The organism is Erythrobacter sp. JB1-7 (assembly GCF_057365015.1).
On record NZ_CP200291.1, the window covers coordinates 1,446,086 to 1,471,634 of the forward strand.

A 25,549-nucleotide genomic window follows, 5' to 3' on the forward strand; every position below is an offset into this window, starting at 1 on the left:
TAGGCGCGTTTTCCTTAGGAAAGGATAAGAACGCGCGGTCTGCCTGCCAGATCACGGCGCATCTCAACAGCAAAGCCTGAATCATAGGCCAAATGTGTCACGGCATCGGCCTGTGTGTGTCCAATTTCGAACAGAGCGGTGCCCCGATCCATCAGCAATGCGCGCAGTCGAGGGATCAATATGCGGTAGTCATCAAGCCCGTCAGCTCCAGCAAACAAAGCCGATGCTGGCTCAAAATCGCGCACGTCGCGATCAAGTGGCGCCGACGTTTCGACATATGGGGGATTGCAGAGGATCAGATCGAACGATCCGAGACCATTCGCCCAATCAGGCTCAGTCCAATCAGCTTTTTGAAAAAGCAGAGGCGCCGCCAGCGCTAAATCGCCTGCAGTTTCGAGTTTACCTGCATTGTGCTGTGCAAATTCGATCGCCGCAGATGATGCATCCACGCCCAAACCTGATGCGCCCGGTTTTTCGCACAAGATTGTGAGTAAGAGCGCTCCCGACCCTGTTCCCAGATCCAACACTTGCTGCGGATTTGGGCACACTTCCAGTGCCGCCTCGACCAAGACCTCACTGTCGCCGCGCGGGATCAGCACACCCGGCCCTACATCAAATCGCCGACCATAAAATTCGGTCCATCCGGTAATGTAGGCGATGGGCTCGTATTTCAGGCGCCTTTGCGCAAGCTCAGCAAATCCAACTGGCGCAGGCTTATCAGTGTGCCGCAGCAGCATGTCTGATCGGCTGACATCCAATGCATGCGCCATGAGCAATTCAGCATCAAGGCGCGCGGTGTCAGAGGTTTCGGACAGCTGAGCCGCCGCTTCTCGCAGCGCGTCGGCGATCTTCATTGCGCCAATGCCGCCAGCCGCTTTGCCTCGTCCTCGGAAATAAGCGCATCTGTCAATTCCAAGAGCCCCGGACCTGCGAGCACCTCTTCAAGCTTGTGCAAAGTCAGACCGATACGGTGATCGGTCACGCGGCCTTGCGGAAAATTGTAGGTCCGGATGCGTTCTGAGCGGTCGCCTGATCCGACCATAGCCTTGCGCGCCTCAGCCTCCGCGCCTTGCGCCTCATCGCGGGTTTTCTCGAACAATCGCGCCCGCAGAACCTGCATCGCTTTTTCCTTGTTCTTGTGCTGGCTGCGCCCGTCCTGACAGGTCACGACTAAACCTGTTGGCCCATGCGTGATGCGGATCGCGCTGTCAGTTGTGTTGACGTGCTGGCCGCCTGCCCCGCTTGCACGATAGGTATCAATTTTCAAATCGCCCGGATCAATCCGCACATCCACATCATCGGGTTCCGGCAGAACCGCCACAGTCGCAGCCGATGTGTGAATACGCCCGCCGCTTTCGGTCACTGGCACGCGCTGGACGCGGTGCACGCCGCTTTCGAATTTGAGTTTTGCAAACACACCTGCGCCCGTCACGTTGGCGACAATCTCTTTAAATCCGCCAACTTCAGAAGCGTTCATGCTGACAGGCTCAACCTTCCAGCCATTTTCAGCGGCAAAGCGTTCATACATCCGGTAGAGATCACCGGCGAACAAAGCCGCCTCGTCCCCGCCTGTGCCAGCGCGAATTTCGAGCATGGCAGGCTTGCTATCAGCGGCATCGCGGGGAAGCAATGCGATCGCAAGCGCGCGTTCCTTGTCTGGCAGGCCCGCGCGCAGTTCAGCAAGCTCTTCTTCTGCCATCGCTTTCATTTCAGGATCGGCGAGCATATCTTCGAGGCCGCCAATCTCTTCGCGCATGGCCTTCACGTCAGCCGCAGTTTTGGCGACTGGCTCCAACTCTGCATAATCACGGCTCGCGCGGACAAATTCATCGCCCTCAAGCGTGCCCGACGCCATGCGCGCTTCAAGCTCGGCAAAGCGATTGGCGATCTGATCAAGGCGTTCGGGTGGGATTTGCATTCTTACTCTCTACGTCATTCCCGCGAAGGCGGGAATCCAGCCTACGGATGTCGCTGCCATTTAAAGCTTCTTGATCCCCGCCTTCGCGGGGATGACAAATGGGCTATAGGTGCCGCGAAAAAATCGCGGAAATTCGTTCGTCGTCTTGTTCGTTCAATCCACCCTTCGAAAAATACGATGGTTCGTCATTCTGTCTGCGTAAGGACGTTAAGACAGAGGCATCCAATTTTGCCGCCCGGTCAAATCTTTTGCGCGGAGAATTGGTGGCAAGTAGCTCCACGGAAAATCCAGCGCCGCGAAGGTCGCTTACAATGCGTTGTGCGTTGGCAAGAAGCGTATCGTCTTCCAAAGCAATCGCGACGTCCAGTTTTGCCTCGCCCCGCTCCCCAACCAGCATAGCGAGCCGCTCAATACCCGCAGCCCAGCCGACCGCAGGCGTCGCTGGCCCGCCAAGGCTTTCCATAAGTCCGTCATAGCGCCCGCCGCCCAGTACCGTGCTTTGCGCGCCCAAAGCCTCGGCCGCTGCGGAACCCTCATCAGGGATAAATTCAAACGCGGTGTGCCGGTAATAATCGAGGCCGCGCACGAGGCTTTCCGCGCGTGTCCATTTTACGCCAGCCGCATCCAGACCGCTTGTCACGCTTTCAAAAAAGGCAAGCGCTTCATCGGACAAGAATTCGTCAATCTTGGGTGCGTCGGCCAAAAACACTTTGTCTCGCGGGTCCTTGCTATCCAGAATGCGCAAGGGGTTCTTCTCCAGCCGCTCTTGGCTGTCTTCGGACAAATCGCCGCGAACTTTCCCAAAATATTCGATCAGGCCAGCGCGCCACGCCTCACGGCTATTTGCATCGCCCAATGTATTAAGGTGCAAAGTCACGCCTTCGATGCCAAGCTTGCGCAGCAATTGATCCGCCATGGCGAGTAGTTCGACATCCGCTTGCGGTTCGCCTGCGCCGACAATCTCTGCATCGATCTGGTGAAACTGGCGATAACGGCCCTTTTGCGGGCGTTCGTAACGGAACAAAGGGCCGTGCGTTGCCAGCTTTAACGGCGCGTATTGCTGCCAGCCATTGGTCAGATAAGCGCGCGCGATCCCGGCGGTGAATTCCGGGCGCAGCGTGAGAGAAGTGCCACCGCGATCATCGAAAGAGTACATTTCTTTCGACACAACATCGGTCGTTTCTCCTAGAGAGCGGGCAAACACCTCGGTTTTTTCGAACACCGGAAATTCCGCCCGGCTGAAGCGGTAAAGTTTGCGCACTCGTTCAAAAGTCTCGACGACAAATGCAAACGCCTCTGCATCCGCGCCGAATATGTCCTGCGTGCCTCTGATTGCTTTGGGTGTGTTCTTACTCATAAGGACGAGCGATTACGACCAAGGGAGGTCTTTCGCAATCCTCAACACTCCGCTAAGCGCCAGCCGAAGCCTTTTGGGAGAGGGGCAGACCGTCAACTCACGCTGGCCCGAAGAGCCATGCAACACAGGATCCTATTATGCGCATCGACAAGATTCCCACTGGCGAAAACCCTCCTGAAGAACTCAATGTCATTATCGAAGTGCCCACGGGCGGCGAACCGGTAAAATATGAATTCGACAAAGAATCAGGCGCATTGTTTGTGGACCGCATTCTGCACACACCTATGCGCTATCCCGCCAATTACGGGTTTGTGCCCCATACTTTGAGCCCGGATGGCGATCCGCTGGATGCGCTTGTGATTTCGCGCTCTCCCTTCATCGCAGGCTGCGTTGTGCGCGCGCGGCCCATCGGCGTGCTTAACCTTGAAGATGAACATGGCGGCGATGAAAAGCTGATCTGTGTGCCGGTTGATACAACGTTCCCGTATTATTCGGACGTAGGCGAGACCAAGGATTTGCCGTCGATCATATTCCAGCAGATCGAGCACTTCTTTACCCACTACAAGGATCTGGAAGCAGAAAAATGGGTGCGTGTCGGCAAATGGGGCGATGCCAATGAAGCGCGGCAAATTGTAGTCGAAGCAATCGAGCGCGCAAAAGGGTGATCAAGGGATCGCGGCAGGTTTAGCGCGCGCTTGAGGAATAAGCCCTCCCAGCGCGCAGCCCGCTTATCCTGCGGGGAAAACGGCCTTGAATATGGCCGTCAAAGCAAACGGCAGACCAATCGCGAGCAGCCAGAGGGCAATCACATCGCGCCGGAAAGCGCCGCCAAAAGCAGGGTCAATTGCATCATCGTCAGTCAAGCTGGCCCAGCGGCGTTCAAACCAGCGGCAAGCCGGGATAATCCCCGCGACAAGAATGATAAGGGCAACATAAGGCAGAATTGATGCGGATCCTTGCGCCAAGGCCTTGACTGTCACGAAAATCTGCAAGCCTGTGTAAACGAGGAGAGCATAGGCGACATTATCGCTCATCGAGCGACGCCAATCGCGTTCCCGCCGGGATTTCTCTCCCGCCATTTGCGCTGTCTGGGCAAACTTTGTGTCTTGCACACGATTGTTCATTGCACCGCTCCCCAACGGAAATTAGTCGATGAGAGTATCTCAAAGACAACGCCGAGTTGCAAGCGCAGTAACCAAATTCTCAGAACCTTGCGTTTGGCGCAATTCAAACCCCGCAATGAGCTGGATTATCGAGCTTTTTGAAGTGCGCCTTAGCGACGCTGCACAGTGACCTGATAAAATTTGCAAAGCTCGTGCAGCTCTCTCGCAACGGCAAAGCAAAAATCCTGCCAGAATCGGTCAATAGGTAGCTCTGCACCCTTTTCTGGTAAGGTATAGGTGCTAAGAGGGATCATATGAACGAGATGGCTGCCTCTGCTGATACCCTTACCCCGCAGGAAAGCGTCGTGGCCGACGGCGGGCTGGAAGTTATCTCAATTGCCAAAAGTTATGACAAACGCAGCGTCCTAAGCGACATTTCCTTGACCGTCGCCAAAGGTGAGGTTCTGGGCCTGCTTGGTCCCAATGGCGCTGGTAAGACCACCTGCTTTTATTCGATCATGGGCCTGGTCCGGCCTGATTCCGGTCGCATCCTGATGGATGGCGAAGACGTAACCAAATTGCCGATGTATCGCCGCGCTATCCTGGGATTGGGCTATCTTCCGCAGGAAACCAGCATCTTTCGCGGAATGACTGTTGAGCAGAATATCAATTGCGTGCTCGAAATGGTTGAACCCGATGGCGAGACCCGCAAAGCAGAATTGGAGCGGCTGCTGAGCGAATTCGGCCTTACCCGTCTGCGTGACAGCGCCGCCATGGCCTTGTCAGGCGGTGAGCGCAGACGCTGCGAAATTGCCCGTGCGCTTGCGGCTAAACCGTCCATCATGCTGCTTGATGAACCCTTTGCCGGGATCGACCCCTTATCCATCAGCGATATTCGTGATCTGGTAAAAGATCTAAAACAACGCGGCATTGGCGTGCTTATCACCGATCACAATGTCCGCGAGACGCTCGATATCGTCGACAGGGCCTGCATCATTTATGGCGGGCAAGTGCTGTTTGCCGGCTCCCCGCAAGAGCTCGTCGCGGATGAAAACGTACGCCGGCTTTATCTTGGTGAGAGCTTTACGCTCTAACGGATATTTATGGCTCTAGGTCCGCGCCTCGACCTCAGGCAATCCCAATCGCTTGTGATGACGCCGCAATTGCAGCAGGCGATCAAGCTTCTGGCTGCCTCCAACCTCGAAATCGAGACCTTTATTGGCGACGCATTGGAAGCCAATCCGCTGCTGGAAGTGGGCAACACGCAAAGCGAAGCCTCGGATGCACCGGGTGATGGCGACGATATCCCGCGCGAAGAATTTACCGCAGACCAATTGATAGGGCAGGCCCAAGGCGAAAGCGAAGCGCCGCTTGATCTGGACACTGGCGCATTGGACCGCGACGTGGATACTGGCGATGGTGCGCGCATCGGCGATGCCGCTGCTCCCAGCAATGACGCGGATTGGAGCGCGGGAGCAGCAGGCGGCGTCGCTGGCGGCGATAGCGAGCTACCAGACCTCGAAGCCACACAGTCCGCAGACATTACTTTGGGCGATCATCTGCGCCAACAAGTGGGAGCTGCCTCGAGCCATGAGCGCGAGGCATTTATCGCCAGTCATCTGATCGGTATGCTTGATGATACAGGCTGGCTACCGTTTGATCTGCGCGACATTGCTTATGATCTGGGTATTGATCTGGCTTCTGCAGAGCGAGCTTTGGCGGTCGTCCACACACTTGATCCCTCCGGGGTCGGCGCGCGTGATCTGGCCGAATGCCTCGCCATTCAGGCGAAAGAAGCGGATCGCTATGATCCCTGCATGGCTCGCCTGCTTGATAATCTGGAATTGCTTGGCAGGGGCGAGGTTCAGCGGCTAAAACGGATTTGCAAGGTGGATGATGAAGATTTCGCCGACATGCTGCGTGAATTGCGGCAATACGATCCCAAGCCAGGCCTCGCTTTTGCTCAAAACAGCGGCGGAGCCATCGTTCCGGACATTCTGTTAGCTGACAATGGCAAGGGCGGATGGGATATAAAGCTCAACGAGGAGACCCTGCCGCGGCTGGTGGTTAATCGCGATTATTACGTCGAAGTGGGCGCAGGCAGCCAATCTGCCGAGGCGCAAGGGTGGCTTAAAGAAAAGCTGGCGGATGCGCATTGGTTGATCCGCGCATTGGACCAACGTCAAAAGACAATCCTGAAAACCGCTGCCGAAATCGTAAAGCAACAGGACGGGTTTTTCCGAAAGGGCGTGTCTGAATTGCGTCCCTTGACCCTGCGCGAGGTTGCTGAGCAGATCGAGATGCATGAAAGCACTGTCAGCCGGGTGACCAGCAACAAATTCCTGTCTTGCGACCGGGGTTGCTTTGAACTGAAATACTTCTTTTCCAGCGGCGTGGCATCAAGCGATGGCGAAGGCGCATCATCTGAGGCGATCAAGGCGCGTATCAAAGCGCTGACAGATGAAGAAGATCCGAAAAAAGTGCTGTCGGATCAAAAACTGGTCGACCTGCTTAAAGGTGAAGGGTTCGACCTTGCTCGCAGAACCGTTGCCAAATATCGCGAGGCCGCAGGAATTGGCTCCAGCGCTCAAAGACGGCGCCAAAAGAAGCTGGACGGCATTTGATCGATGCCATGAATGGGCAGATAGCGGCTCCAACGGCCCTACGTGTTAACCCCTGCGACTCGTGGGAAACCCTTGGTTTACGCTAAATTAACCTTTTCCGTTCAGAACTTGTGTGGTTAATACATGACAACACCTCTTACCGAGGGGTTACCAAGTCAACCGATTGCCAATTTTTCGCCTAACACAGGGCAAATAGGGGACCAGCAATGCGAGTGCTGTTGATTGAAGACGAGCCGACCACAGCAAAAGCCATCGAGCTTATGCTGACGACAGAAGGCTTTAATGTTTACTCCACCGATCTGGGCGAAGAAGGCCTCGATCTGGGTAAACTGTATGATTACGACATCATCCTGCTCGACCTGAATCTGCCGGATATGCACGGCTATGATGTGCTCAAAAAACTGCGCGTCGCCAAAGTGCAAACGCCTGTTCTTATCTTGTCTGGCATTGCCGAAATGGACAGCAAAATCCGGTCCTTCGGTTTTGGCGCTGACGATTACGTGACCAAACCCTTCCATCGTGAAGAATTGGTTGCCCGCATCCATGCTGTTGTGCGCCGATCGAAAGGTCACAGCCAATCGATCATTCGCACGGGCAAACTGGCAGTCAATCTTGATGCGAAAACTGTCGAAGTGGACAGCGCACGGGTTCATCTGACGGGTAAAGAATATGCCATGCTTGAGCTGCTCAGCTTGCGCAAAGGCACGACCCTCACCAAAGAAATGTTCCTCAACCACCTTTACGGCGGTATGGATGAGCCGGAACTCAAAATTATCGACGTCTTCATTTGCAAGCTGCGCAAGAAATTGAGCCATGCTTGCGGCGGGGAAAACTACATCGAAACCGTTTGGGGTCGCGGATATGTTCTGCGCGATCCGCAAGAAGAAGTCGAAGCGGCTTGATCCGCTCGCCTTCGGGACGCCTCATGCGTCCTTTGATCCGCGCCCGAAGGGGTTTTCTGCATGCGATCAGAACGGCTGATCGCCTGCGGTCCGAATTTCACGAATTCGGTCTTCTGTGAAACAAACGCCCGGAGCCCCACGCTTCGGGCGTTTTTCTTTGTGTTGGCGCAAATGGTGCGATTTGCAGAACGTGGTTGCTCCAGCCCTTAGGTCAGCCCTTTCTAGGCCCCATCCTGATCTTCCGTCACCATTTGGGCAGCCTTCGCAAAATCGCCCCCGGTTGGCTCCTGGAACAGCTTGAGACCGAATTCCGGCACGATAGCAATCAGATGATCGAATATATCCGCCTGGATCGTTTCAAACTCGCTCCAATTGGTGGTGTCGGTAAAACAATACAGCTCCAAAGGTGTGCCCTGCGCGCTTGGCGGCAATTGCCGGACCATCATCGTAAAATTGTTCGGTTCAAGCCTTGGATGCCACGCCAGATAGGCGCCGACATATGCGCGGAAAGTGCCAAAATTCGTCAAACGTCTGGCGTTCACGGGAGCATCTTCGCCGGATAGTTCGCGCGTGTTCCACTCCGCAATCTCCTCGCGCTTGGCGACGAGATAGTCCTTCAGCATCTTGAACCGTTTGAGCGCAACGACCTCATCATCGTCCAGAAAGCGGATCGAGCTTTGATCAATCATCAAAGACCGTTTGATTCGGCGACCACCCGCGTCGGTCATACCGCGCCAATTGCGAAAGGCATCTGAAACGAGCCGGTGCGTTGGAATGGTTGTGATCGTCTTATCGAAATTCTGCACTTTCACCGTGTGCAAAGAGATATCGATCACATCCCCATCAGCATCCATACTGTTCATTGTGATCCAGTCGCCTACTCGCAGCATGTCATTGGTCGACAGCTGCACGCTCGCCACAAGGCTGAGAATGGTGTCTTTGAACACCAGCAAAAGCACTGCCGTTATCGCGCCCAGACCCGACAGCAGGAGCAGCGGCGACTGATCGATCAGAACTGAAATCAGAATGATCGCAGCCCCGCAAAGAATAATGATCTTCAGAAGCTGGACAAAGCCTTTGATCGGGCGGTCACGGGCACGCGGCTGGCGTTCATAGAGCTCGTTGGCGTAGGTAAGTCCTTTCACGATTGCCATCGCAAAGGACATGACGATCAGGGCCTGTGCGACATTCCTGATTACAGTGCTTATGTCGGCTGCAAGGTGCGGCACCGTTTGAATGCCGCGTGAGATGATCAGCAAAGGTATCGCTGTGGCAAGCCACGCTGCAGCTTTGTCTATCGTGTCGGTTTTTTCGTCCAACCACGGCTTTGCTGCCCGCAGGATCACGTGTTTCAGCACGTAGTTAACTACCACTGCCGTCAAGATAAGGATGGTCAAACCGATAGCGGTCTGCGCCCAGATGGGCTGCGCGGAGAGAAATGTGTTAAATTGGTCCATTACTTGGCGCGATAGCGGTAAGCAGTGCTATCGCTCAACCCTTGGCTGCGACGACCTTGATGGGACTGGACAAATTTTAAGCGCTCGCGCAAGCGGCTTGGCGTTATGACTGCATTCAAACAAGGCGACCCCACCACTCTCAACCGGCTGTATGGCCGAAGCATTGGCAAGCCTTTGCGCGAACGCCAGCAAGGCCTGATCGACAATCTTTTGCCGCAGATTTCGGTGCCTCAAGATGGAGATGTCACAGCGCAAGCCTTGTTCGGAGAGCCCTGCCCACTGCATTTCGAGATCGGTTTCGGCGGAGGAGAGCATCTTGCCTACCGGGCTGATATGCTTCCTAATCATGGGTTTATCGGCGCAGAACCCTATGTAAACGGCGTCGCGCAAGCTTTGGGCCATATTGAGGAGCAAAGGCTTGCCAATGTGCGCCTGCATCATGGCGATGCGCTGGAAGTCTTGAAACGCGTGCCTGACGGCGCACTAACGATGCTGTATTTGCTGCATCCTGATCCCTGGCCCAAATCGCGCCATGCAAAACGCCGAATGGTGAATGATGGGCCGGTGCAGATGATCGCAGACAAATTGAAACCAGGAGGCGAATTTCGCTTTGGCACCGATCACGCGGTGTATTTACGTCATGCTCTGATGGTGATGCAGCGTTTCACTGATCAATTTGAATGGGTCGCGGATGGGCCGGCGAGCTGGCAAAATCGCCCCAGTGGATGGTGCGAGACACGCTACGAAACCAAAGCGCGCGAGACTTTCGGTCATGAAGTTTGGTATTTCAGATTTCGCCGTAAGGCCTAGTCTGCGAAGACTTTGCAAAGGCGAGAAAGATGAAAAGCCTTGAAAAAAAGGGAATTTTCGTCGCTGTTTTTGGCGGTTTTTTTGCTTCTATTGGGCTCTGGTTTTTTTGGTCGGATCATCAGTTTGCCGCGGCAGGAACTTCAACCGTGGGAACAGTCATCGAAGTTGAGCGCCGCACAGATTCTGATGGCGATGCCATGTTTCGCCCAAGAGTTCAGTATCGCGACGACCGCGGCGTCCGCCACGTATTTTCGAGCGATGTCAGCAGTTCGAATTCTCAATATGCTGTCGGCGAGAGGGTCACGGTTATCTATGATCCAGAAAACTCCAACTCTGCAATTATCGACTCGTTTTTCGACCGGCATCTTCTGCCGATGATCTTTGCCGCAATGGGAGGCCTTTTTGTGGCGATCGGCGCTATTTTGGCAGGCCTTCCAACCTGGAGCCGGTATCGGATCAAGCAACTTAAATTGCACGGGATCGCAATTGAAGGAACAACCACTTCGGTAGCTAAAGACACGCGGATAACCATCAATGGGTCCAATCCATGGAGAGTGAAAGCGGCTGCCAAACACCCCAAAACGGGGACCATAAAGACATACAAAAGTGAGATGCTTTGGGAACGGCCTCTTACTATCCAGAAGGGCGATAAAGTCACAGTTTATGTCGCGCCCACCAAACCTTCGAAGGGGCATGTGGATGTGGCGAGCGCCCGCCATTCAAACACGCATCACCGGCAACAAGCGCCGTGGATACCACCGGGGCGCGGGCTGCCGCGTTGATATTCGCAATGAAACGAGCGACCTTGCGCGCTGTAGGTTAGCCCACAACGCCCGCGCTTGCCAAAACGGCCAGAGTTAGAACATCGGGCGCAATCGCGGTCATTGGCGCAATTTGCACTGGTTTTTCCATTCCTATCAACATCGGGCCCACAGTCGTATTGCTGCCCAATTCCCTCAGCAGTTTTGCGGAAAGATTGGCCGATTGCAGCCCCGGCATAATCAACACATTGGCAGGCGCAGAGAGACGGCTGAACGGGTACAGCTCCATGACTTTGGTGTTCAAAGCAGCATCAGGTGCCATCTCGCCTTCATATTCAAAGCCGGGATCTTCTGCATCGAGGATCGCCACAGCCTCGCGGATATTGGTCAGCCACTGACCCGATGGATTGCCGAAAGTGGAATAGGACAGAAACGCAACACGCGGTTCATGGCCCATCCGGCGAGCAACTGCTGCCGTTTCTTTCGCGATATGCGCCAATTGCTGCGCATCGGGGCGTTCGTTGATGGTCGTGTCAGCCAGAAAGGTCGTATGATTTTTGCCAAGCAGCATGTGAATGCCAAATGGCAGGGCCTCAGGCTTGGGATCCAGCACCATGTTCACTTCGCGCACTGTCTGCGCAAATGTCTTTGTGAGCCCGGAAATCATTCCGTCTCCATGTCCAAGCGCCACAAGTAGCGAAGCAAAGATATTGCGGTTCTGATTGACCATTCGCCGCACATCACGTTCGGTGTATCCGCGTCTTTGCAGGCGTTCATACAGGAAATCCACCATTGCGGGCACATGCTGGCTGTCTGCGCTGTTTTGAATTTCAAAGCTGCCGGGATCGGAAACCGAAAGCTGATGGAGCTTGTCGACCACTGCTTTGGTCCGGCCAACCAGGACCGGTGTCCCATATCCGAAATCGCGGTATTGAATGGCCGCGCGCAGTACCACGTCTTCTTCAGCCTCGGCAAAAACCATCCGCTTGGGATGAGCCTTGGCCTCGTTGTATACCCCGGTCAGCACTGACGTCGTTGGATTAAGACGAGAGCGCAATGCTGTTCGGTATTGTTCAAAGTCTTCAACGTGAGATTGTGCAACACCCGAATCCATCGCAGCCTTGGCAACTGCCGATGAAACCACTTCGATCAAGCGAGGATCAAAAGGTGCAGGAATAATATAGTCGGTGCCGAATTTCTGGTTCTTTCCATATGCGCTCACCACTTCTTCAGGCACCCGTTCCCGCGCGAGCTCGGCAATGGCTTTTGCCGCGGCAACTTTCATCTCTTCGTTGATCGTGGTCGCCTGCACATCAAGCGCACCGCGGAAGATGAAAGGAAAGCCAAGAACGTTGTTAACCTGATTGGGAAAATCGCTGCGTCCGGTCGCGATGATCGCATCAGGACGAACCGCCTTTGCCTCGTCAGGCATGATTTCGGGCACTGGATTGGCCATTGCGAAGATAATCGGCTTGTCCGCCATCTTGGAAACCCATTCCGGTTTCAGCGCCCCTGCTGCCGAGAGCCCCAGAAAGATGTCAGCCCCGTCCAGCGCTTCTTCAAGAGTGGTTGCGGCTGTTTTCACCGCATGCGCGCTTTTCCATTGGTCAACATTGTCGCGGCCAATTGTGATCGGCCCCTTGCGATCGCACATGATGACATTGTCGTGGTGCACACCCATCGCTTTGATCAGCGCGGTGCAGGCAATGGCCGCAGCGCCCGCGCCATTAACGACAACTTTCACATCCTCAATCTTGCGGTCTGTAAGGTAGCAGGCATTGAGTAGGCCGGCCGCTGTGATGATCGCTGTGCCGTGCTGGTCATCGTGCATGATCGGAATATTCATCCGTTCACGCAGCGCCGCCTCAATGATGAAGCATTCAGGCGCTTTGATGTCTTCTAGGTTTATGCCGCCAAAGGTGGGCTCCATCAGGGCAACAGCGTTGATAAACGCTTCGGGATCTTCGGTGGCCAATTCGATATCAATGGAATCGACATCGGCAAAGCGTTTGAACAAAACCGCTTTACCCTCCATCACGGGTTTCGAGGCCAGCGCACCCAGATTTCCAAGACCAAGGATCGCAGAACCGTTAGAGATAACAGCCACCAAATTGGACCGGGCAGTGTAGCGCGCGGCAAGCGAAGGGTCAGCGGCGATCGCTTCGACAGGTACTGCCACACCGGGCGAATAGGCGAGGCTGAGATCGCGCTGCGATGTCATCGGCTTGGTTGCGACGACTTCAAGCTTACCAGGCCGGATCGTTTCGTGATAGAATAACGCTTCGCGCGCGGTAAAACCGCCTTTGGGTTCTTCTGCCATTTGTATGTCTTCCTTCACGCGGGGTATGCTCGCCACCTTTTGGGCGCTTAACCCGCGCCCAGCTCAGATGATAGGGGAAACACACATGCCCGCCGTTTCCGAATCGTTCGCATGCTGTCTAGTCCTGACGAATGCCTAGTTCCACCACCCCAACACCAATGATGCAGCAATACCTTACGCTTAAGGAGGCAGCGCAAGGTTCTCTCCTGTTTTATCGTATGGGCGATTTTTTCGAGCTTTTCTTTGATGATGCGGTTAAGGCGGCACAAATCCTCAATATCGCTCTGACGACTCGCGGCGAACATGACGGCGAACCTGTCCCAATGTGCGGTGTGCCGGTCCATTCAGCCGAAGGATATTTGGCTCGGTTGATAAAAGCAGGCAGCCGGGTCGCAATCGCAGAACAGGTTGAGACACCAGACGAAGCCAAAGCGCGGGCCAAACGCGAGGGCCGTCCTTCATCGAAAGCTTTGGTTGCTCGCGATATTGTGCGTTTCGTCACGGCCGGCACGCTGACCGAAGAAGCACTATTGGAGCCGCACAAAGCGAATGTGATCGCAGCACTCGCCGATTTGCGAGGGATAATCGGCATTGCCAGCTGCGATATCTCTACCGGCCAGATGGTGCTTGGAGAATGCCCTGCTGATGGACTGCAAGCGGAATTGGCCCGCATCGGCCCCACCGAAGTGGTTGTGCCCGAAGGGTTTGAGCACGATATCATATCGCACGCCGCGCATGACAAACGCGCATTTTCAAGCGAACGCGGCACCGAGCGGCTTTGCGCCGTGCACAAGGTTGCAACGCTTGACGGGTTTGGCGATTTTTCACGCGCCATGCTCGCTGCGGCCGGAGGACTTATTGCCTATCTTGATCATGTTGGCCGCGGCAATCTGCCCTTGCTTCTTGCTCCCACATTGCATGCAGGCACAACCAGCATGGCAATGGACGAAGCAACGCGGGTAAGCCTCGAAATCCTCGAAAGCGCCAATAGTGGTTCGGCATCGGACAGATCGAGCACTCTAATTGGTGCAGTCGACCGCTGTGTCACAGGCGCAGGATCGCGGCAACTGGCGCAGGATCTCGCAGCACCTTTGTTTGACCAGCAATTGATCGAAGACCGATTGGCCCTTGGTCAATATTGGCTTGATCGGCCGATTGAACGAGCAGATTTACGCGATCAACTGCGCCAATTGCCTGACATCGGCAGAGCTTTGGGCAGAATTGCGGCAGGCAGAGGAAGTCCGCGCGATCTTGGCCAAGTGCGCGACGGGTTGCGCGGAGCGGAAACCATCTCAGGCTTGCTTTCATCTGTTTCCGATCAACCCGGTTTGCTGCGCGAATTGCTGCCGCGCTTGTCGGGGCATGGGGCACTGAAAGATCTGCTGGCCCGCGCCCTTGTCGCCTCCCCCCGACCGATAGATCTGGCGGCGGATACATCGCAGAAAATTATGACGCGAGCCTGGATGAATTGCGCGCGACATCTGGCAATGCGCGCAAGGCCATTGCAGCGATGGAAGCGAGGTACCGCGATGAAACCGGCATTTCCTCGCTCAAAATCAAACATAATGGGGTGCTAGGCTATTTCATCGAAGTGCCTGTGCGCCATGCCGACGCTCTGATGGAAGCTGAAAGCGGGTTTACCCATCGTCAGACAATGAAAGGCGCGGTCCGGTTCAATTCCCTGGCTCTGCACGAGGAAGCTGCGCGGATTGCAGAAAGCGGCGGGCGGGCTTTGGCTGCCGAAGAGGCCCATTTCGAGGAATTGTCCCAAGCGGTTTCGCAGGCCAGCCAGGCGATTGCGGGCACAGCCTCTGCGCTTGCCCGGATTGATGTATCCGCCGGGATTGCCGAACGCGCCTCCGAAAGCGACTGGTGCCGCCCCAATATCAGCCCCGACACCATGCTGGATATCAAAGGCGGCCGGCATCCAGTGGTCGAGAACGCTCTTGCCAAAACCGGCGATCGCTTTGTCGCGAATGATTGCGGACTCCACGAAAATGATCGGCTATGGCTGATCGGCGGCCCCAATATGGGCGGTAAATCAACGTTTCTGCGCCAGAACGCCTTGATCGTAGTGCTTGCGCAGGCGGGATGCTTTGTGCCCGCTCAAAGCGCCGAAATCGGTCTGGTCGACCGTCTGTTCAGCCGTGTTGGCGCGTCGGACAATCTGGCACGGGGGCGATCGACTTTCATGGTGGAGATGGTTGAGACTGCTGCCATTCTTGCCCAGTCCACCAGCCGAAGTTTTGTGATACTGGATGAAGTGGGGCGCGGCACGTCAACATATGACGGATTGGCGCTGGCGTGGGCGGTGGTTGAAGCGGTTCATTCCCAGATTGCCTGTCGCTGCCTGTTTGCCACCCATTATCACGAACTGGCGCGGCTCGGTGAGCAGTGCGATGCGCTTTCACTGCATCATGTTCGCGCGCGCGAATGGAAAGGGGATCTGGTGCTGCTCCATGAACTTGCGAGCGGGCCGGCGGATCGCAGCTATGGGCTGGCAGTGGCGAAACTTGCCGGTGTGCCTGCGCCAGTGGTCGCACGCGCCCGCCAAGTGCTGGAAAAGCTTGAGGATGCAAGAACGCAAACGGGCGGGATTGCGGCAGGGCTTGGAGAGCTGCCTTTGTTTGCTGCGAGTATGGCAAGCGAGAACGAGGACGCTGGCAAGGACGTGCTGGAGGAACGATTGAAAGACACGGAACTGGACAGCCTATCCCCCCGCGACGCTCTGGATTTGCTCTATCAATGGAAACGAGAGATTTCGGCTACGAAACCTTAACCGCTCATGGGCTAGAAACCTCGTATGTCTATTGCGTTTCTTGAAAAGTATAAAGTGATGCTCAGCATCCTAGCCGTCATCGCGATTGGCGGAATTTTGCTTGCATCCAACATTCGAACTGATGCCAGCAGTGACGGTGATGCTGAACAGCTATCAAACGAAGAAACTGCGGAGGACGACTCAGAGCAGCTTGCCAAGGCGGATAATGCTGGCTGGGCATCGGCCACCAGTTTCGATGATATGCTGGGGGATGAGGCTGAAGACGAGAGCCTTGATGACAACGGCTTTGCCCGAACAAACCCTAACGAGATTGATGGTGAACTAGACAGTTCTGATGGTGATGGTGATTTCACAGAAAACACACAGAGCGCCGGCCCGTCACCTTTTGCCAGCGCCCCTGCACCCTCAAGTGGCAGTGCAAAATCCAGCTCGCCGCCCAAACGCATCGTCGTGGCAGCTGAGGGGGCGAGCACGCCCCTATCCCTGTCGATGCGAACCGCATTAGCCCTTCCGTTGGTGGCAAAGGCAAGGGAGATGCTGGCGAGGTTGAATAACCTGCCAAGCATCCCAGCGCCGGTCATCGCGTTGGAGCGGGCTGATCACCTGAATAGTCGTAAAAGCCGCGGCCTGTTTTGCGGCCCAACCACCCCGCTTCAACATATTTGACCAGCAATGGTGCGGGGCGATATTTGGTGTCGCGGGTGGTTTTGTAGAGAACTTTGATAATGTCGAGACAGGTGTCCAAGCCCACGAAATCGGCCAGTTGGAGAGGGCCCATGGGATGATTGAGGCCCAACCGGCAGCCCTTGTCGATGTCTTCAATGCCTGCAGTTGACTGACCCAGCACAAACACTGCCTCGTTAATCATCGGCAGCAGAATGCGGTTCACCACAAAACCGGGTTCATCCTGGCTCAGGACCACCTGCTTGCCAAGACCTTCGGCAAAGGCGGTAACTTCATCAGTGGTCGCTTCAGATGTAGCAAGGCCCGGAATAACCTCGATAAGTCCCATCACTGGGACAGGATTGAAGAAATGCAGTCCAATAAATCTCTCTGGATCGGGCGAATGATTGGCCATCCTGGTGATCGGAATAGAGCTTGTGTTTGAAGCCATCACAGCGTTTGGCGCCAACACCTTTCCGACATTCTCAAAAATGGCTTGTTTGATGGGCTCCTTTTCCGTCGCTGCCTCAATGATCAGCTGGGCATCGGCCATGGGAGCATAATCGGGAACGGGGGTGATCCGGGAAAGCAAGGCTTCTGCCGCATCCGCCTCTATTTTGCCGCGACCGACCAGCTTGGAAACAGCTTTCTCAATTCCCGCCTTACCAGCCTGCGCGCGGGCCAGATCCACATCCGAGATCAAAACGGCCATTCCGTTTTGGGCTATGGTCTGGGCAATGCCAGTCCCCATTTGCCCGGCACCAATCACAGCTATTGTCCGCATCAACCTCATCCCTTCGCAAGTGCAACATATTGCACGTCACGCGGCAAGTAGCGTCGCACTTTGCGATTGGCCAGCAATTTAGCTTAAGATGTCGCCTATCGGCTTGACCCCGGCACCCACTTCACATCAGCCTGCCCATAATCATTGAGCACCCGCGCCATGACAAACAGTAGGTCCGACAAACGGTTGATATAAGTGAGCGCAGCAGGGTTTACTGGAACTTCAGCTGCCAGGGCGGTCATAAAGCGTTCAGCAGACCGAACGGCCGCGCGAGCGACGTGCAATCGGGCAGCTGCCTCCCCCCACCTGGCAGGACAAAGCTTGAAAGAGGCTCCAGCTTCTCATTAAGCGTATCAATCTGGCGTTCGATCCAATCGCTTTGTGGAGGGACTATTCGCAAGACCATCTTGGAAGGGCGAAAATCACCCTTCTCGGCAGGTGTCGCAAGATCAGCGCCTAGGTCGAACAGATCATTTTGCACTCTGGTAAGCAGCGATTGGTGAGCATCACTCTCAACCGCGCATATGGCGAGACCTATCGCGCTGTTCGCTTCATCAACCGCCCCAATTGCAGCGATGCGTTCTGAATGTTTTGGTGTTCGAGACCCATCAACAAGACCAGTGGTCCCATCATCGCCAGTACGCGTGTATATTTTGTTCAGTTTGACCATGGCTACGCAGTATGAACTGCGATCGCGCGTGCGTCCAGAAAGCTCAGTTCTGCGCCACCAGGAATATGATCGCAACAACCACAATGGCCAGAGCCTGGTATTTAATCCGAGCGAACATCGCTTTGTTTTGCGCGAGCTGCATATCTGTTGCAGTCTCTCCTTCACCTGTTTCAAGGTCGATCTTAGTCGTTTTCAAAAATGCGACCACACCTCGGATCAAAGACACAACCACAAGGACGCAAAGGACAATCAGCACGGGGATAAGGAAATAGTTCATGAAGGTGAAATGGGCAGCCTTCGCCTAAGTTCCAAGAGGAAAATACCTGTCACGCAATTGTGCCGCCAACGCTTTCCCGTCCTCACCGGCATTCCGCCTATTTATAAGCGGCGGCGAATTGCGGCTTTTGGCCAACTTTTTACCTTCTGGATCAAGGATTAAGGGGTGATGATGCCAGTGTGGTACGGGCAAGCGCAGTATCTCCTGCAAGATTCGATGGATATGTGTGGCGACAAAGAGATCCGCTCCACGCGTTACGTCGGTCACTCCATCACGAGCGTCATCTAATGTCGCAGCCAAGTGATAGCTGGCTGGCAAGTCTTTGCGAACAACGACCACATCGCCAAATTCACGCGGATCGGCCACGACGCTTCCTACTTCCTCATCGGTCCAAATAAGATCGCCAAACCGCGCCATTGCGGCATCAATATCAAGCCTTAAAGCCGCTGGTTCCGCAGGATTGTTGCAACGCCCCTTGCATGATCCTGGATAGACTTGCCCGTCTTGTGCCACTCGGACAGGCAACGCCTCCACTTCTTTGCGAGTGCATGAACACGCATAAAGCATTCCCATTTCTGCGATTGTTTGAGCCGCTGTTTCATAAGAAGCTAGGCGTTCTGATTGGGGAGCGACTTCTAGCCATTCCAACCCCAACCATTCCAAATCGCGCCTGAAATTATCCGCAAATTCACGGCGGGATCGCGGCCCATCAATATCTTCGATGCGCAAAAGAAAGTCACCGCCCCGTTCGCGCGCGAAATCGTGTGCAAAAATGGCAGAGAAAGCATGGCCAAGATGCAAATTGCCATTGGGGCTGGGCGCGAAACGGGTGACTGTCTTCACAATGTGCTTAACGCCCACACGGTTTCTTTGTTTCGAGCACAATGAAATTGACCATGACTGTGGATAGCGGACAAGATAAGCTTTGACTCTCTCAAAGCGCGCGGCATGTTCACGTCAATCAGGGAGGAGCGCCAAGCGTGTTCAAAGCCGAACTGGTCGAAGAAGCTGCACGGTTTCGCAGTGCAGAGGAAGATCCGACGCGCAATTTGTCTGCGTGCCCAGCACTTGTGCTGAATGCCGATTATACTCCCCTGTCCTACTATCCGCTGAGCCTTTGGCCATGGCAGACTGCCATAAAAGCAGTCTTCTTGGACCGGGTCGATATCGTCGCCAATTACGAACGCGAAGTGCATTCGCCCAGCTTGGATATGAAAATTCCCAGCGTTATCGCACTGAGGCAGTATGTGAAACAAAGCGAATTTCCCGCTTTCACGCGCTTCAACGTATTTCTGCGCGACCGCTTTCAATGCCAATATTGCAGCGCAAGGGACCATTTAACGTTTGATCACGTCATCCCGCGCCGATTGGGCGGAAAGACAACCTGGGAAAACATCACCACCGCCTGCGCATCGTGCAACCTAAAAAAGGCGGTCGCACGCCTAAACAAGCCAATATGCCAGTTACGATCAATCCCATCCGTCCGACTAGCTGGCAATTGCAGCAATACGGCAAAATGTTCCCGCCCAACTTCCTCCATGAGACATGGCGAGATTGGCTTTATTGGGACATCGAACTGGAAGCGTAACCTGCGCCTTTTGCTGGCACACACTCCGTCACAGTTCACAAACATGCACGATCAAAGGCCGCGCCGAAAAATAACGCGGCCTTTGGCTGTTGCAGACCAGAACCAGTCCAATCCAGCAGTTTTTTGTCAGTTCATCTGTGAGATCTCGATGATTTTTACAACAAGCATCGAAAATGCAATGCAGACCATCGCGATAGATACAATAATAGAATAGTCCATATTCACCTCCCCTGTAAAAAACCAACAAAACGTCGGCCCTTCCATAGCTATAGACTAATTATGCCAGGATTTGAGTGAATTAGAACCGTTTTGGATGTATTGAGAGAGCCAGTTTCAGGTAACTGCGTTTATTTCCGAGAACTTATCGCGAACCCAATCAATGTTCTCGATAACTTGAAGAAGTTTGTTTGCAGCCTGCCACATATCTTCAAATCCCAAATATGCCGGCGCAAATCCAAGCCGCAGGATGTCAGGGTGACGAAAATCACCCACGACACCCTGTTCGATCAAGGCCTGACATATCGGATACGCGTCTGGGTGCCGAAACGAGAGCTGACTACCGCGATTATGAGCCTTTAAGGCTGAAACTAGCTCCAAATCGGCTGCATCTATTCCCAGACACTCCAGAAAAAACTCAGAAAGCGCCTGCGACTTGGCGTTTAGCCGATCGACTCCAATTTCCGCGATCAACTCTACACCCACTTCCAAGGCCGTCAGACCGAGGATCGGCGACGTGCCGCATTGCAGCTGCTCAATACCTGCGGCCGGCTCATAATCGTCAGAGAATTCGAAAGGTCTCGCGTGACCGAACCATCCCGTAAGCGGCTGTTTCAATTCCGAATGATGGCGCTCGGCAACGAAAGCAAAAGCAGGCGCACCAGGGCCCCCGCACAAATATTTATAGCCGCAGCCAGTGGCGAAGTCTGCAGCGCAGCCATTCAGATCAACAGGGAGTGCTCCTGCGGAATGAGACAAGTCCCACAAAACCAGAGCCCCCACCTTATGTGCGGCTTTGGTCAAAGCCGACATGTCGAACAGATCGCCCGTTTTGTAATGAGCATGTGTAAGCATCAACAACGCAACATTGTCATCCAACGCCTCGAGAAGAGCCTTACGATCTGCAAGCCGCCGTTCGGCAAGTCCCTGTTTTTCTAACCCTTCGATCATGTAGACGTCAGTCGGAAAATTGCCGGGTTCAGAAAGGACAACGGTGCGCCCCGGCCGCATCTGCAGCGCCGCAGCAATCAATTTGAATAGGTTCACGCTCACGCTGTCGCATACGATCACTTCATGGTCTTTGGCCCCGATGAGCGGCGCAATCTTGCCTCCCACTCGCGCGGCCATATCGAACCATCCAGCGCTGTTCCAAGACCCGATGAGGCCGTTGCCCCACTCATGCTCGACAGCGCGCTGCATCGCGGCGGGCGTGGCCTTTGGAAGGGCTCCCAGTGAATTACCATCAAGGTAAACGATGCCTTCAGGCAAGCTGAACCGATCACGATAGGATGCGAGCGGATCGGCAGCGTCGAGTTCGCGAGCTCTTTCGATCATGGCAGGTCTCGCAAGATGGCGCGAACAGGTGAAGCATCGCCGCCTTCAATTGAAAGAGGTAATGCGATGAGCTCGTATTGCCCTGCAGCCACACCATCCAAAATCAAACCTTCGAGCACACGCATATCGTGTTTCAGTACGGCCTTGTGCGCTGCCATCGTGAGGGAAAATTGCGGATCGATCGAGGGGCCATCAATCCCGACCAGCCGAACGCCTTGCGATGCAAGCCAGTCAATCGTTTCAGGCGCGATTGCGGCGGTTTCAGCAATCCAATCTTCGAGTGGAAAGCTCTTGAATGTCCGAAACAAAACACGCTGCACGCCTTGGACATCAGGCACGTCGCCAACCTCCACCAACGCCTCTACCGAACTGGCATCGACCACGAGACAACGACCCAAATAGGGCTCCAAATCGACCTGTGCGATGTCACGGGCACCAACTGCGTAATGCAGCGGGGCATCTGCGTGCGTGCCCGAATGCGTCGACAATGTCAGCGCCGACACATTGACCGCAGAACCTTCCTCCATTTTCCAGGTCCGTGCATGCTGAAAAGCTGTATCGCCGGGCCAAACAGGCAGATTGGGGCGAAGCCTTTGAGAAATATCCCAAATGCGGCGCGCCATCAGATTGCAGTCCTGACACTGAGCAATTCTGGGAAGAAGGCCTGCTTGAGCACCCCCTCTAGGTAAGGCACGCCAGGCGTTCCCCCTGTTCCGCGTTTGAAGCCGATGATGCGCTCAACCGTTTTCAGATGGCCAAATCGCCAGCGTTGGAAATGGTATTCAAGATCGACCAGCTTTTCGGCCAATTCATAAAGATCCCAGTGTTTCGCTGGTTCTTTATAAATTTCGGCCCATGCGGCTTCGACGCGTGAATTATGCGCGTAAGACTTGCTGGCCGGTTGCTCAAACACCTCTGGATCAATTGCAAAGCCTCTCCGTGATAACAAAGACAAGGCTGCTTCATACAAGCTGGCGCGCGCCGTTTCAGCTTCCAACCGCGCAGACCAATCCGAGTTGTCACGATGCAGCTTAATGTGTTTTTTGTCACGGCCTCCAAGCATGAACTCCATCATGCGGTATTGCGGTGACTGAAACCCGCTTGAGCCTCCCAGAAATGGACGGATGCGCGAATAATCATGGGGTGTCATTGTGCTCAAGACATCCCAACTTTGGATCAGTTGCTGCTGAGCGCGAGCGACGCGCGAAAGCATTTTGAACGCCGGCCGAAGATCATCTGTTTCGATTGCAAGGCGCGCTGCGGTCAATTCATGAAGACACAATTTGAGCCACAGCTCGCTGGCTTGATGGACGACAATGAAGAGCATTTCGTCGTGTGCGTCCGATGAGGGATGCTGAGCGGATAATATCCGATCTAAATCAAGATAGTTCGAATAGGTGATTTCAGCAGGCATGCCATTCAGTTTCCCAGAAATGCACTTAAATTCTTGGCAATCACCCTTCGATGATCCGGCTTTGGGGGTGATGCTTGTCCAAATGCCGTTTGATGATGCGCAAATTCCGCGTGTTAGATCGGAACACAAAATCAGCCGCATCGCCGACTAAGGGGACCAAGCCAAGAACCATGTCGAATGCAACATTGCCGCCCATTCGCATGATCTGCCACCGCGACAATCCAAGGTTCCGTGCCTCCCAGACAATGTAAGCGCCGAGTGCAGTGGTGACAAAATCTCCCAGTACCGGCACAAGACCGATAAGCGCGTCCAAACCGATCGGGACATTCACGCCGGGTACGCGAAAGCTTCGCTCGAGCAAGTATTCGAGTGCCTTAACGCGGGCTCGAACTGATTCCGGGTCAGTACCTGTCGTTAAGTTCATTGCAGCGGGCTGAAACGGCTCAGGGCGGTCCACACTTTTTCTCCTTTACTGCCTAATTGGTGGCTTGAGAGAGCGGGAACAAGGGGTGAAGGCCCCACGGATTGGGTTCAAACGACGCAATCCTGCCACGAACCAAAGCCCAACGCACAGGTGCACCGAACGGAATAAACACTTCTTCGGCCACTAACGCGTCATGTGCATCTGCAAGCAAGCGCCGCTTGGCACCAAGGTCACGAAGATCGAGAGATGCCCCTACCAATTCGTCTGCTTGCTTCGAACATAGGCCTTGGCTCACCCCGCAATTAAACTGGTTTAGAAACCACCTAGGCGAAGAATATCGCGCTATAGCGTCGCGTAGTTCCAAATCAGCGAGGCCATTACCAGTCACTCGATTGGCTTCCAGCCCAATAGCCTGCCATGATTGCCTAAGCTCGTTGAACAGCTGGTCATTGCCTGGCCCCGGTGCCAACCGCACTCGCACCACCGCATCAGCACCCGCCGCGCCTTCCCACTGGGAAATTCGTCTTGCGGCAATAGACCTGCGCTCTTCCAAGCTCAGATCAGGCCAGCGAGACTCGGTAAATCCAGCACCCTCAATCATCGAGGACGACACGATAAGATCACTGGGCTGCCAGCCGCCAAGGCCAAATGGCTCTATCAATGCGTCTCGGTCGATCGCCATCGACAAGGCTTCTCGTCTCGCTGAATCAGAAAGCACACCGTTTGAATTGAGAAACGCCAAGCCGAAAATGCCCTGCGTTGGATCGACCTGGATTGTACCGCGCGAAAGCGGACCTAGATCGACGCGCGGAAGATCTGCCAAAGTGCCATTGAGCAACACGTCAATGCTGCCTTGCGCAAACTCATCAACCGCATCAGGCGCAGGCAATACTCGCAGCGTGAGGGGGCGAAAAAAGCGCTCCCAATTTTCTCGTGCTGGCAGCCCTCTGCGGTCCGGAGGTAAGGCACTTAGCTCTAGCAGCTGGTTATCATCACCGCGGATAGATACCATTGGACCAGAACCCATGGCGTTTTGCACCAGTCCAAGTTCTGGCTGAGCCAGGACACGAAGGAATTCAGGCATCGGGCTGGACAACCGCAATTCCAAAACGCGCCCTGTCATCGCACGTATCTCTTGAAGCTTGGCCAAATCTAAACCAAGCGTGGTTCCATCCAACTGATCCACTGTGACACGAAGAATTCGCCTGACCTCTTCAGCTGTGATGGGCTCATCATTCGACCATGAGGCGTCGCGCAGTTTGAAGGTGTAGTATAGTCCGTCAGGCGAAACATGCCATCGCTCAGCGAGCCCGGGTAATATCCTTCCTGACTGATCAAGGGCAACCAGTCCCTCATTGGTCGAACCCCTTAGATGTTGCGCCGCCACAGACAGTCGGTACCCACTCTGATCAAGGCTCTCAGGGTCTCCAATAACTGCCACCGCAACGGGGCCTTCTTGCACCGAGTTACCGCAAGATGACAAAGCGAAGGAGCCAGCTGCCAGCAAAAGGGCAGTCCAAAGCCTCGACCAGAAACTGAGGAGTTCTTGATTTGAGCAAACACGCATCGCGCCGCGAGCAATAGCAGGTCTTAAGAGTAGGACCACACCATAGCGTGCGTCAAAACGAAAACCTCAACGATTTGGGTTTTCGGGGGCGGCAAACCTAGATTTTTCTGACCTTGCCCGCTTCCGGAGTTTTTGGAGCGCGGTGCGCCCAAGAACCCTCCGGACCGGAACTCTCGGGTCTTTCGTCTGAATCCGGGGACTGCCTCGCAAGCTGCGAGTTGATTTCTTCATCGAAAGCAATACCAAAACGATTGTCCTGGACCCAAGCGACACTGCCATTGACTGACCCAACATTACGCAATTCTATTTCGAGTCGGTTGCCGCGTTGAACTCGCAAAGAACCCTCAGCCATCATTCCGCCGTCCGAGAGATTTCGGACGCGCACTCTGTGCGACTCTTTTTGCTGCTCAATGCGAATAGTGGCGAGCAGAAAAAAGCTGTCGCGCGACACACTTCTTGTTTCCAAACTCGTCATTGCCGGACCGCTCCTATTTTTGCCGGCCGAGCGATAGCGTACCCGTCCGGATAAACCTTTCGACTGGACAAACCTCAATCGAAAGACGAGATCGAGCTAACTTTT

General features: G+C 54.6%; 22 protein-coding genes and 3 pseudogenes. 9 read left to right on the forward strand and 16 right to left on the reverse strand.

Annotation, left to right across the window (positions count from 1 at the left end; translation table 11 throughout):
* Window positions 1-14: 14 nt before the first annotated feature.
* From prmC to hisS, 3 genes are all read right to left on the reverse strand, one after another.
* Entirely contained in the window at window positions 15-854 is an 840-nt protein-coding gene (prmC, locus tag AC0V6W_RS06960; RefSeq protein ID WP_486148489.1) for a peptide chain release factor N(5)-glutamine methyltransferase, read from the reverse strand.
* A complete protein-coding gene (gene prfA, locus AC0V6W_RS06965; protein WP_486148491.1) occupies window positions 851-1,918 on the reverse strand; it encodes a peptide chain release factor 1 in 1,068 nt (355 codons plus the stop codon). Before prfA ends, prmC begins: the two co-directional genes overlap by 4 nt.
* Window positions 1,919-2,021: 103 nt before the next feature.
* Window positions 2,022-3,275: a histidine--tRNA ligase gene (gene hisS, locus AC0V6W_RS06970; protein ID WP_486148493.1), complete on the reverse strand. Its 1,254-nt coding sequence runs from the start codon at window positions 3,273-3,275 to the stop codon at window positions 2,022-2,024.
* A 137-nt stretch (window positions 3,276-3,412) separates the two neighbouring features.
* Here hisS and ppa point away from each other — a divergent pair, with 137 nt between their 5' ends.
* Window positions 3,413-3,940, forward strand: a complete 528-nt coding sequence (ppa, locus tag AC0V6W_RS06975; RefSeq protein WP_486148495.1) for an inorganic diphosphatase — start codon at window positions 3,413-3,415, stop codon at window positions 3,938-3,940.
* Window positions 3,941-4,003: 63 nt separating this feature from the next.
* Here ppa and AC0V6W_RS06980 read toward each other — a convergent pair whose 3' ends face one another.
* The gene (locus tag AC0V6W_RS06980; protein WP_486148497.1) at window positions 4,004-4,399 is read right to left on the reverse strand and encodes a hypothetical protein; all 396 of its coding nucleotides are present in this window, start codon (window positions 4,397-4,399) and stop codon (window positions 4,004-4,006) included.
* 302 nt (window positions 4,400-4,701) lie between these two features.
* Here AC0V6W_RS06980 and lptB point away from each other — a divergent pair, with 302 nt between their 5' ends.
* The 3 genes from lptB (at window position 4,702) to ctrA (ending at window position 7,904) form a co-directional block, all read left to right on the forward strand.
* The gene (lptB, locus tag AC0V6W_RS06985; RefSeq protein ID WP_486151484.1) at window positions 4,702-5,472 is read left to right on the forward strand and encodes an LPS export ABC transporter ATP-binding protein; all 771 of its coding nucleotides are present in this window, start codon (window positions 4,702-4,704) and stop codon (window positions 5,470-5,472) included.
* Between the two features lie 9 nt (window positions 5,473-5,481).
* A complete protein-coding gene (rpoN, locus tag AC0V6W_RS06990) occupies window positions 5,482-7,002 on the forward strand; it encodes an RNA polymerase factor sigma-54 (RefSeq protein WP_486148499.1) in 1,521 nt (506 codons plus the stop codon).
* 206 nt (window positions 7,003-7,208) lie between these two features.
* Window positions 7,209-7,904 carry a response regulator transcription factor CtrA gene (gene ctrA / locus AC0V6W_RS06995; protein WP_298305869.1) on the forward strand — a complete coding sequence of 232 codons (696 nt, stop codon included), beginning with the start codon at window positions 7,209-7,211 and terminating at the stop codon, window positions 7,902-7,904.
* Between the two features lie 221 nt (window positions 7,905-8,125).
* Here the strand turns inward: ctrA and AC0V6W_RS07000 are convergent, their stop codons facing one another.
* Window positions 8,126-9,361 (reverse strand): mechanosensitive ion channel family protein, encoded by a 1,236-nt coding sequence (locus AC0V6W_RS07000; protein WP_486148502.1) that lies wholly within the window; start codon window positions 9,359-9,361, stop codon window positions 8,126-8,128.
* A 105-nt stretch (window positions 9,362-9,466) separates the two neighbouring features.
* Here AC0V6W_RS07000 and trmB point away from each other — a divergent pair, with 105 nt between their 5' ends.
* On the forward strand, window positions 9,467-10,171 hold the full coding sequence (gene trmB / locus AC0V6W_RS07005) for a tRNA (guanine(46)-N(7))-methyltransferase TrmB (RefSeq protein WP_486148504.1): 705 nt from the start codon (window positions 9,467-9,469) through the stop codon (window positions 10,169-10,171).
* Between the two features lie 29 nt (window positions 10,172-10,200).
* Window positions 10,201-10,953 (forward strand): DUF3592 domain-containing protein, encoded by a 753-nt coding sequence (locus AC0V6W_RS07010; protein WP_486148506.1) that lies wholly within the window; start codon window positions 10,201-10,203, stop codon window positions 10,951-10,953.
* A gap of 37 nt (window positions 10,954-10,990) precedes the next feature.
* On the opposite strand, the gene AC0V6W_RS07015 is transcribed toward AC0V6W_RS07010, so the two are convergent.
* Window positions 10,991-13,252, reverse strand: coding sequence for an NADP-dependent malic enzyme (locus tag AC0V6W_RS07015; protein ID WP_486148508.1), 2,262 nt, complete (start codon window positions 13,250-13,252; stop codon window positions 10,991-10,993).
* Between the two features lie 158 nt (window positions 13,253-13,410).
* On the opposite strand from AC0V6W_RS07015, the pseudogene mutS reads away from it, so the two are divergent.
* A pseudogene (gene mutS, locus AC0V6W_RS07020) lies at window positions 13,411-16,031 on the forward strand (DNA mismatch repair protein MutS).
* Window positions 16,032-16,055: 24 nt separating this feature from the next.
* Window positions 16,056-16,697: a hypothetical protein gene (locus AC0V6W_RS07025; protein WP_486148510.1), complete on the forward strand. Its 642-nt coding sequence runs from the start codon at window positions 16,056-16,058 to the stop codon at window positions 16,695-16,697.
* On the opposite strand, the gene AC0V6W_RS07030 is transcribed toward AC0V6W_RS07025, so the two are convergent.
* The 4 genes and pseudogenes from AC0V6W_RS07030 to gluQRS form a co-directional block, all read right to left on the reverse strand.
* Window positions 16,609-17,478: a 3-hydroxyacyl-CoA dehydrogenase NAD-binding domain-containing protein gene (locus AC0V6W_RS07030; protein WP_486148512.1), complete on the reverse strand. Its 870-nt coding sequence runs from the start codon at window positions 17,476-17,478 to the stop codon at window positions 16,609-16,611. The genes AC0V6W_RS07025 and AC0V6W_RS07030 overlap by 89 nt on opposite strands.
* 95 nt (window positions 17,479-17,573) lie before the next feature.
* A pseudogene (locus AC0V6W_RS07035) lies at window positions 17,574-18,148 on the reverse strand (cob(I)yrinic acid a,c-diamide adenosyltransferase).
* Window positions 18,149-18,191: 43 nt separating this feature from the next.
* Window positions 18,192-18,425, reverse strand: coding sequence for a hypothetical protein (locus tag AC0V6W_RS07040; RefSeq protein WP_486148514.1), 234 nt, complete (start codon window positions 18,423-18,425; stop codon window positions 18,192-18,194).
* Window positions 18,426-18,449: 24 nt separating this feature from the next.
* A complete protein-coding gene (gluQRS, locus tag AC0V6W_RS07045) occupies window positions 18,450-19,271 on the reverse strand; it encodes a tRNA glutamyl-Q(34) synthetase GluQRS (protein WP_486151486.1) in 822 nt (273 codons plus the stop codon).
* Window positions 19,272-19,420: 149 nt separating this feature from the next.
* Between gluQRS and AC0V6W_RS07050 the strand changes: the two are divergent.
* Window positions 19,421-20,013: pseudogene (locus AC0V6W_RS07050) on the forward strand (HNH endonuclease).
* Between the two features lie 333 nt (window positions 20,014-20,346).
* On the opposite strand, the gene kynU reads toward AC0V6W_RS07050, so the two are convergent.
* The 6 genes from kynU to AC0V6W_RS07080 all read right to left on the reverse strand — a co-directional run bounded on the left by kynU (window position 20,347) and on the right by AC0V6W_RS07080 (window position 25,444).
* A complete protein-coding gene (gene kynU / locus AC0V6W_RS07055; RefSeq protein ID WP_486148516.1) occupies window positions 20,347-21,564 on the reverse strand; it encodes a kynureninase in 1,218 nt (405 codons plus the stop codon).
* Window positions 21,561-22,187 carry an arylformamidase gene (kynB, locus tag AC0V6W_RS07060; protein ID WP_486148518.1) on the reverse strand — a complete coding sequence of 209 codons (627 nt, stop codon included), beginning with the start codon at window positions 22,185-22,187 and terminating at the stop codon, window positions 21,561-21,563. The genes kynU and kynB overlap by 4 nt, the downstream gene beginning before the upstream one ends.
* The gene (locus AC0V6W_RS07065; RefSeq protein ID WP_486148520.1) at window positions 22,187-22,978 is read right to left on the reverse strand and encodes a tryptophan 2,3-dioxygenase; all 792 of its coding nucleotides are present in this window, start codon (window positions 22,976-22,978) and stop codon (window positions 22,187-22,189) included. Before AC0V6W_RS07065 ends, kynB begins: the two co-directional genes overlap by 1 nt.
* Window positions 22,979-23,018: 40 nt before the next feature.
* On the reverse strand, window positions 23,019-23,402 hold the full coding sequence (locus AC0V6W_RS07070; protein WP_486151488.1) for a DUF4112 domain-containing protein: 384 nt from the start codon (window positions 23,400-23,402) through the stop codon (window positions 23,019-23,021).
* A gap of 52 nt (window positions 23,403-23,454) precedes the next feature.
* On the reverse strand, window positions 23,455-24,864 hold the full coding sequence (locus AC0V6W_RS07075; RefSeq protein ID WP_486148522.1) for an ABC transporter substrate-binding protein: 1,410 nt from the start codon (window positions 24,862-24,864) through the stop codon (window positions 23,455-23,457).
* 202 nt (window positions 24,865-25,066) lie between these two features.
* Window positions 25,067-25,444 (reverse strand): PilZ domain-containing protein, encoded by a 378-nt coding sequence (locus AC0V6W_RS07080; RefSeq protein WP_486148524.1) that lies wholly within the window; start codon window positions 25,442-25,444, stop codon window positions 25,067-25,069.
* Window positions 25,445-25,549: the final 105 nt, after the last annotated feature.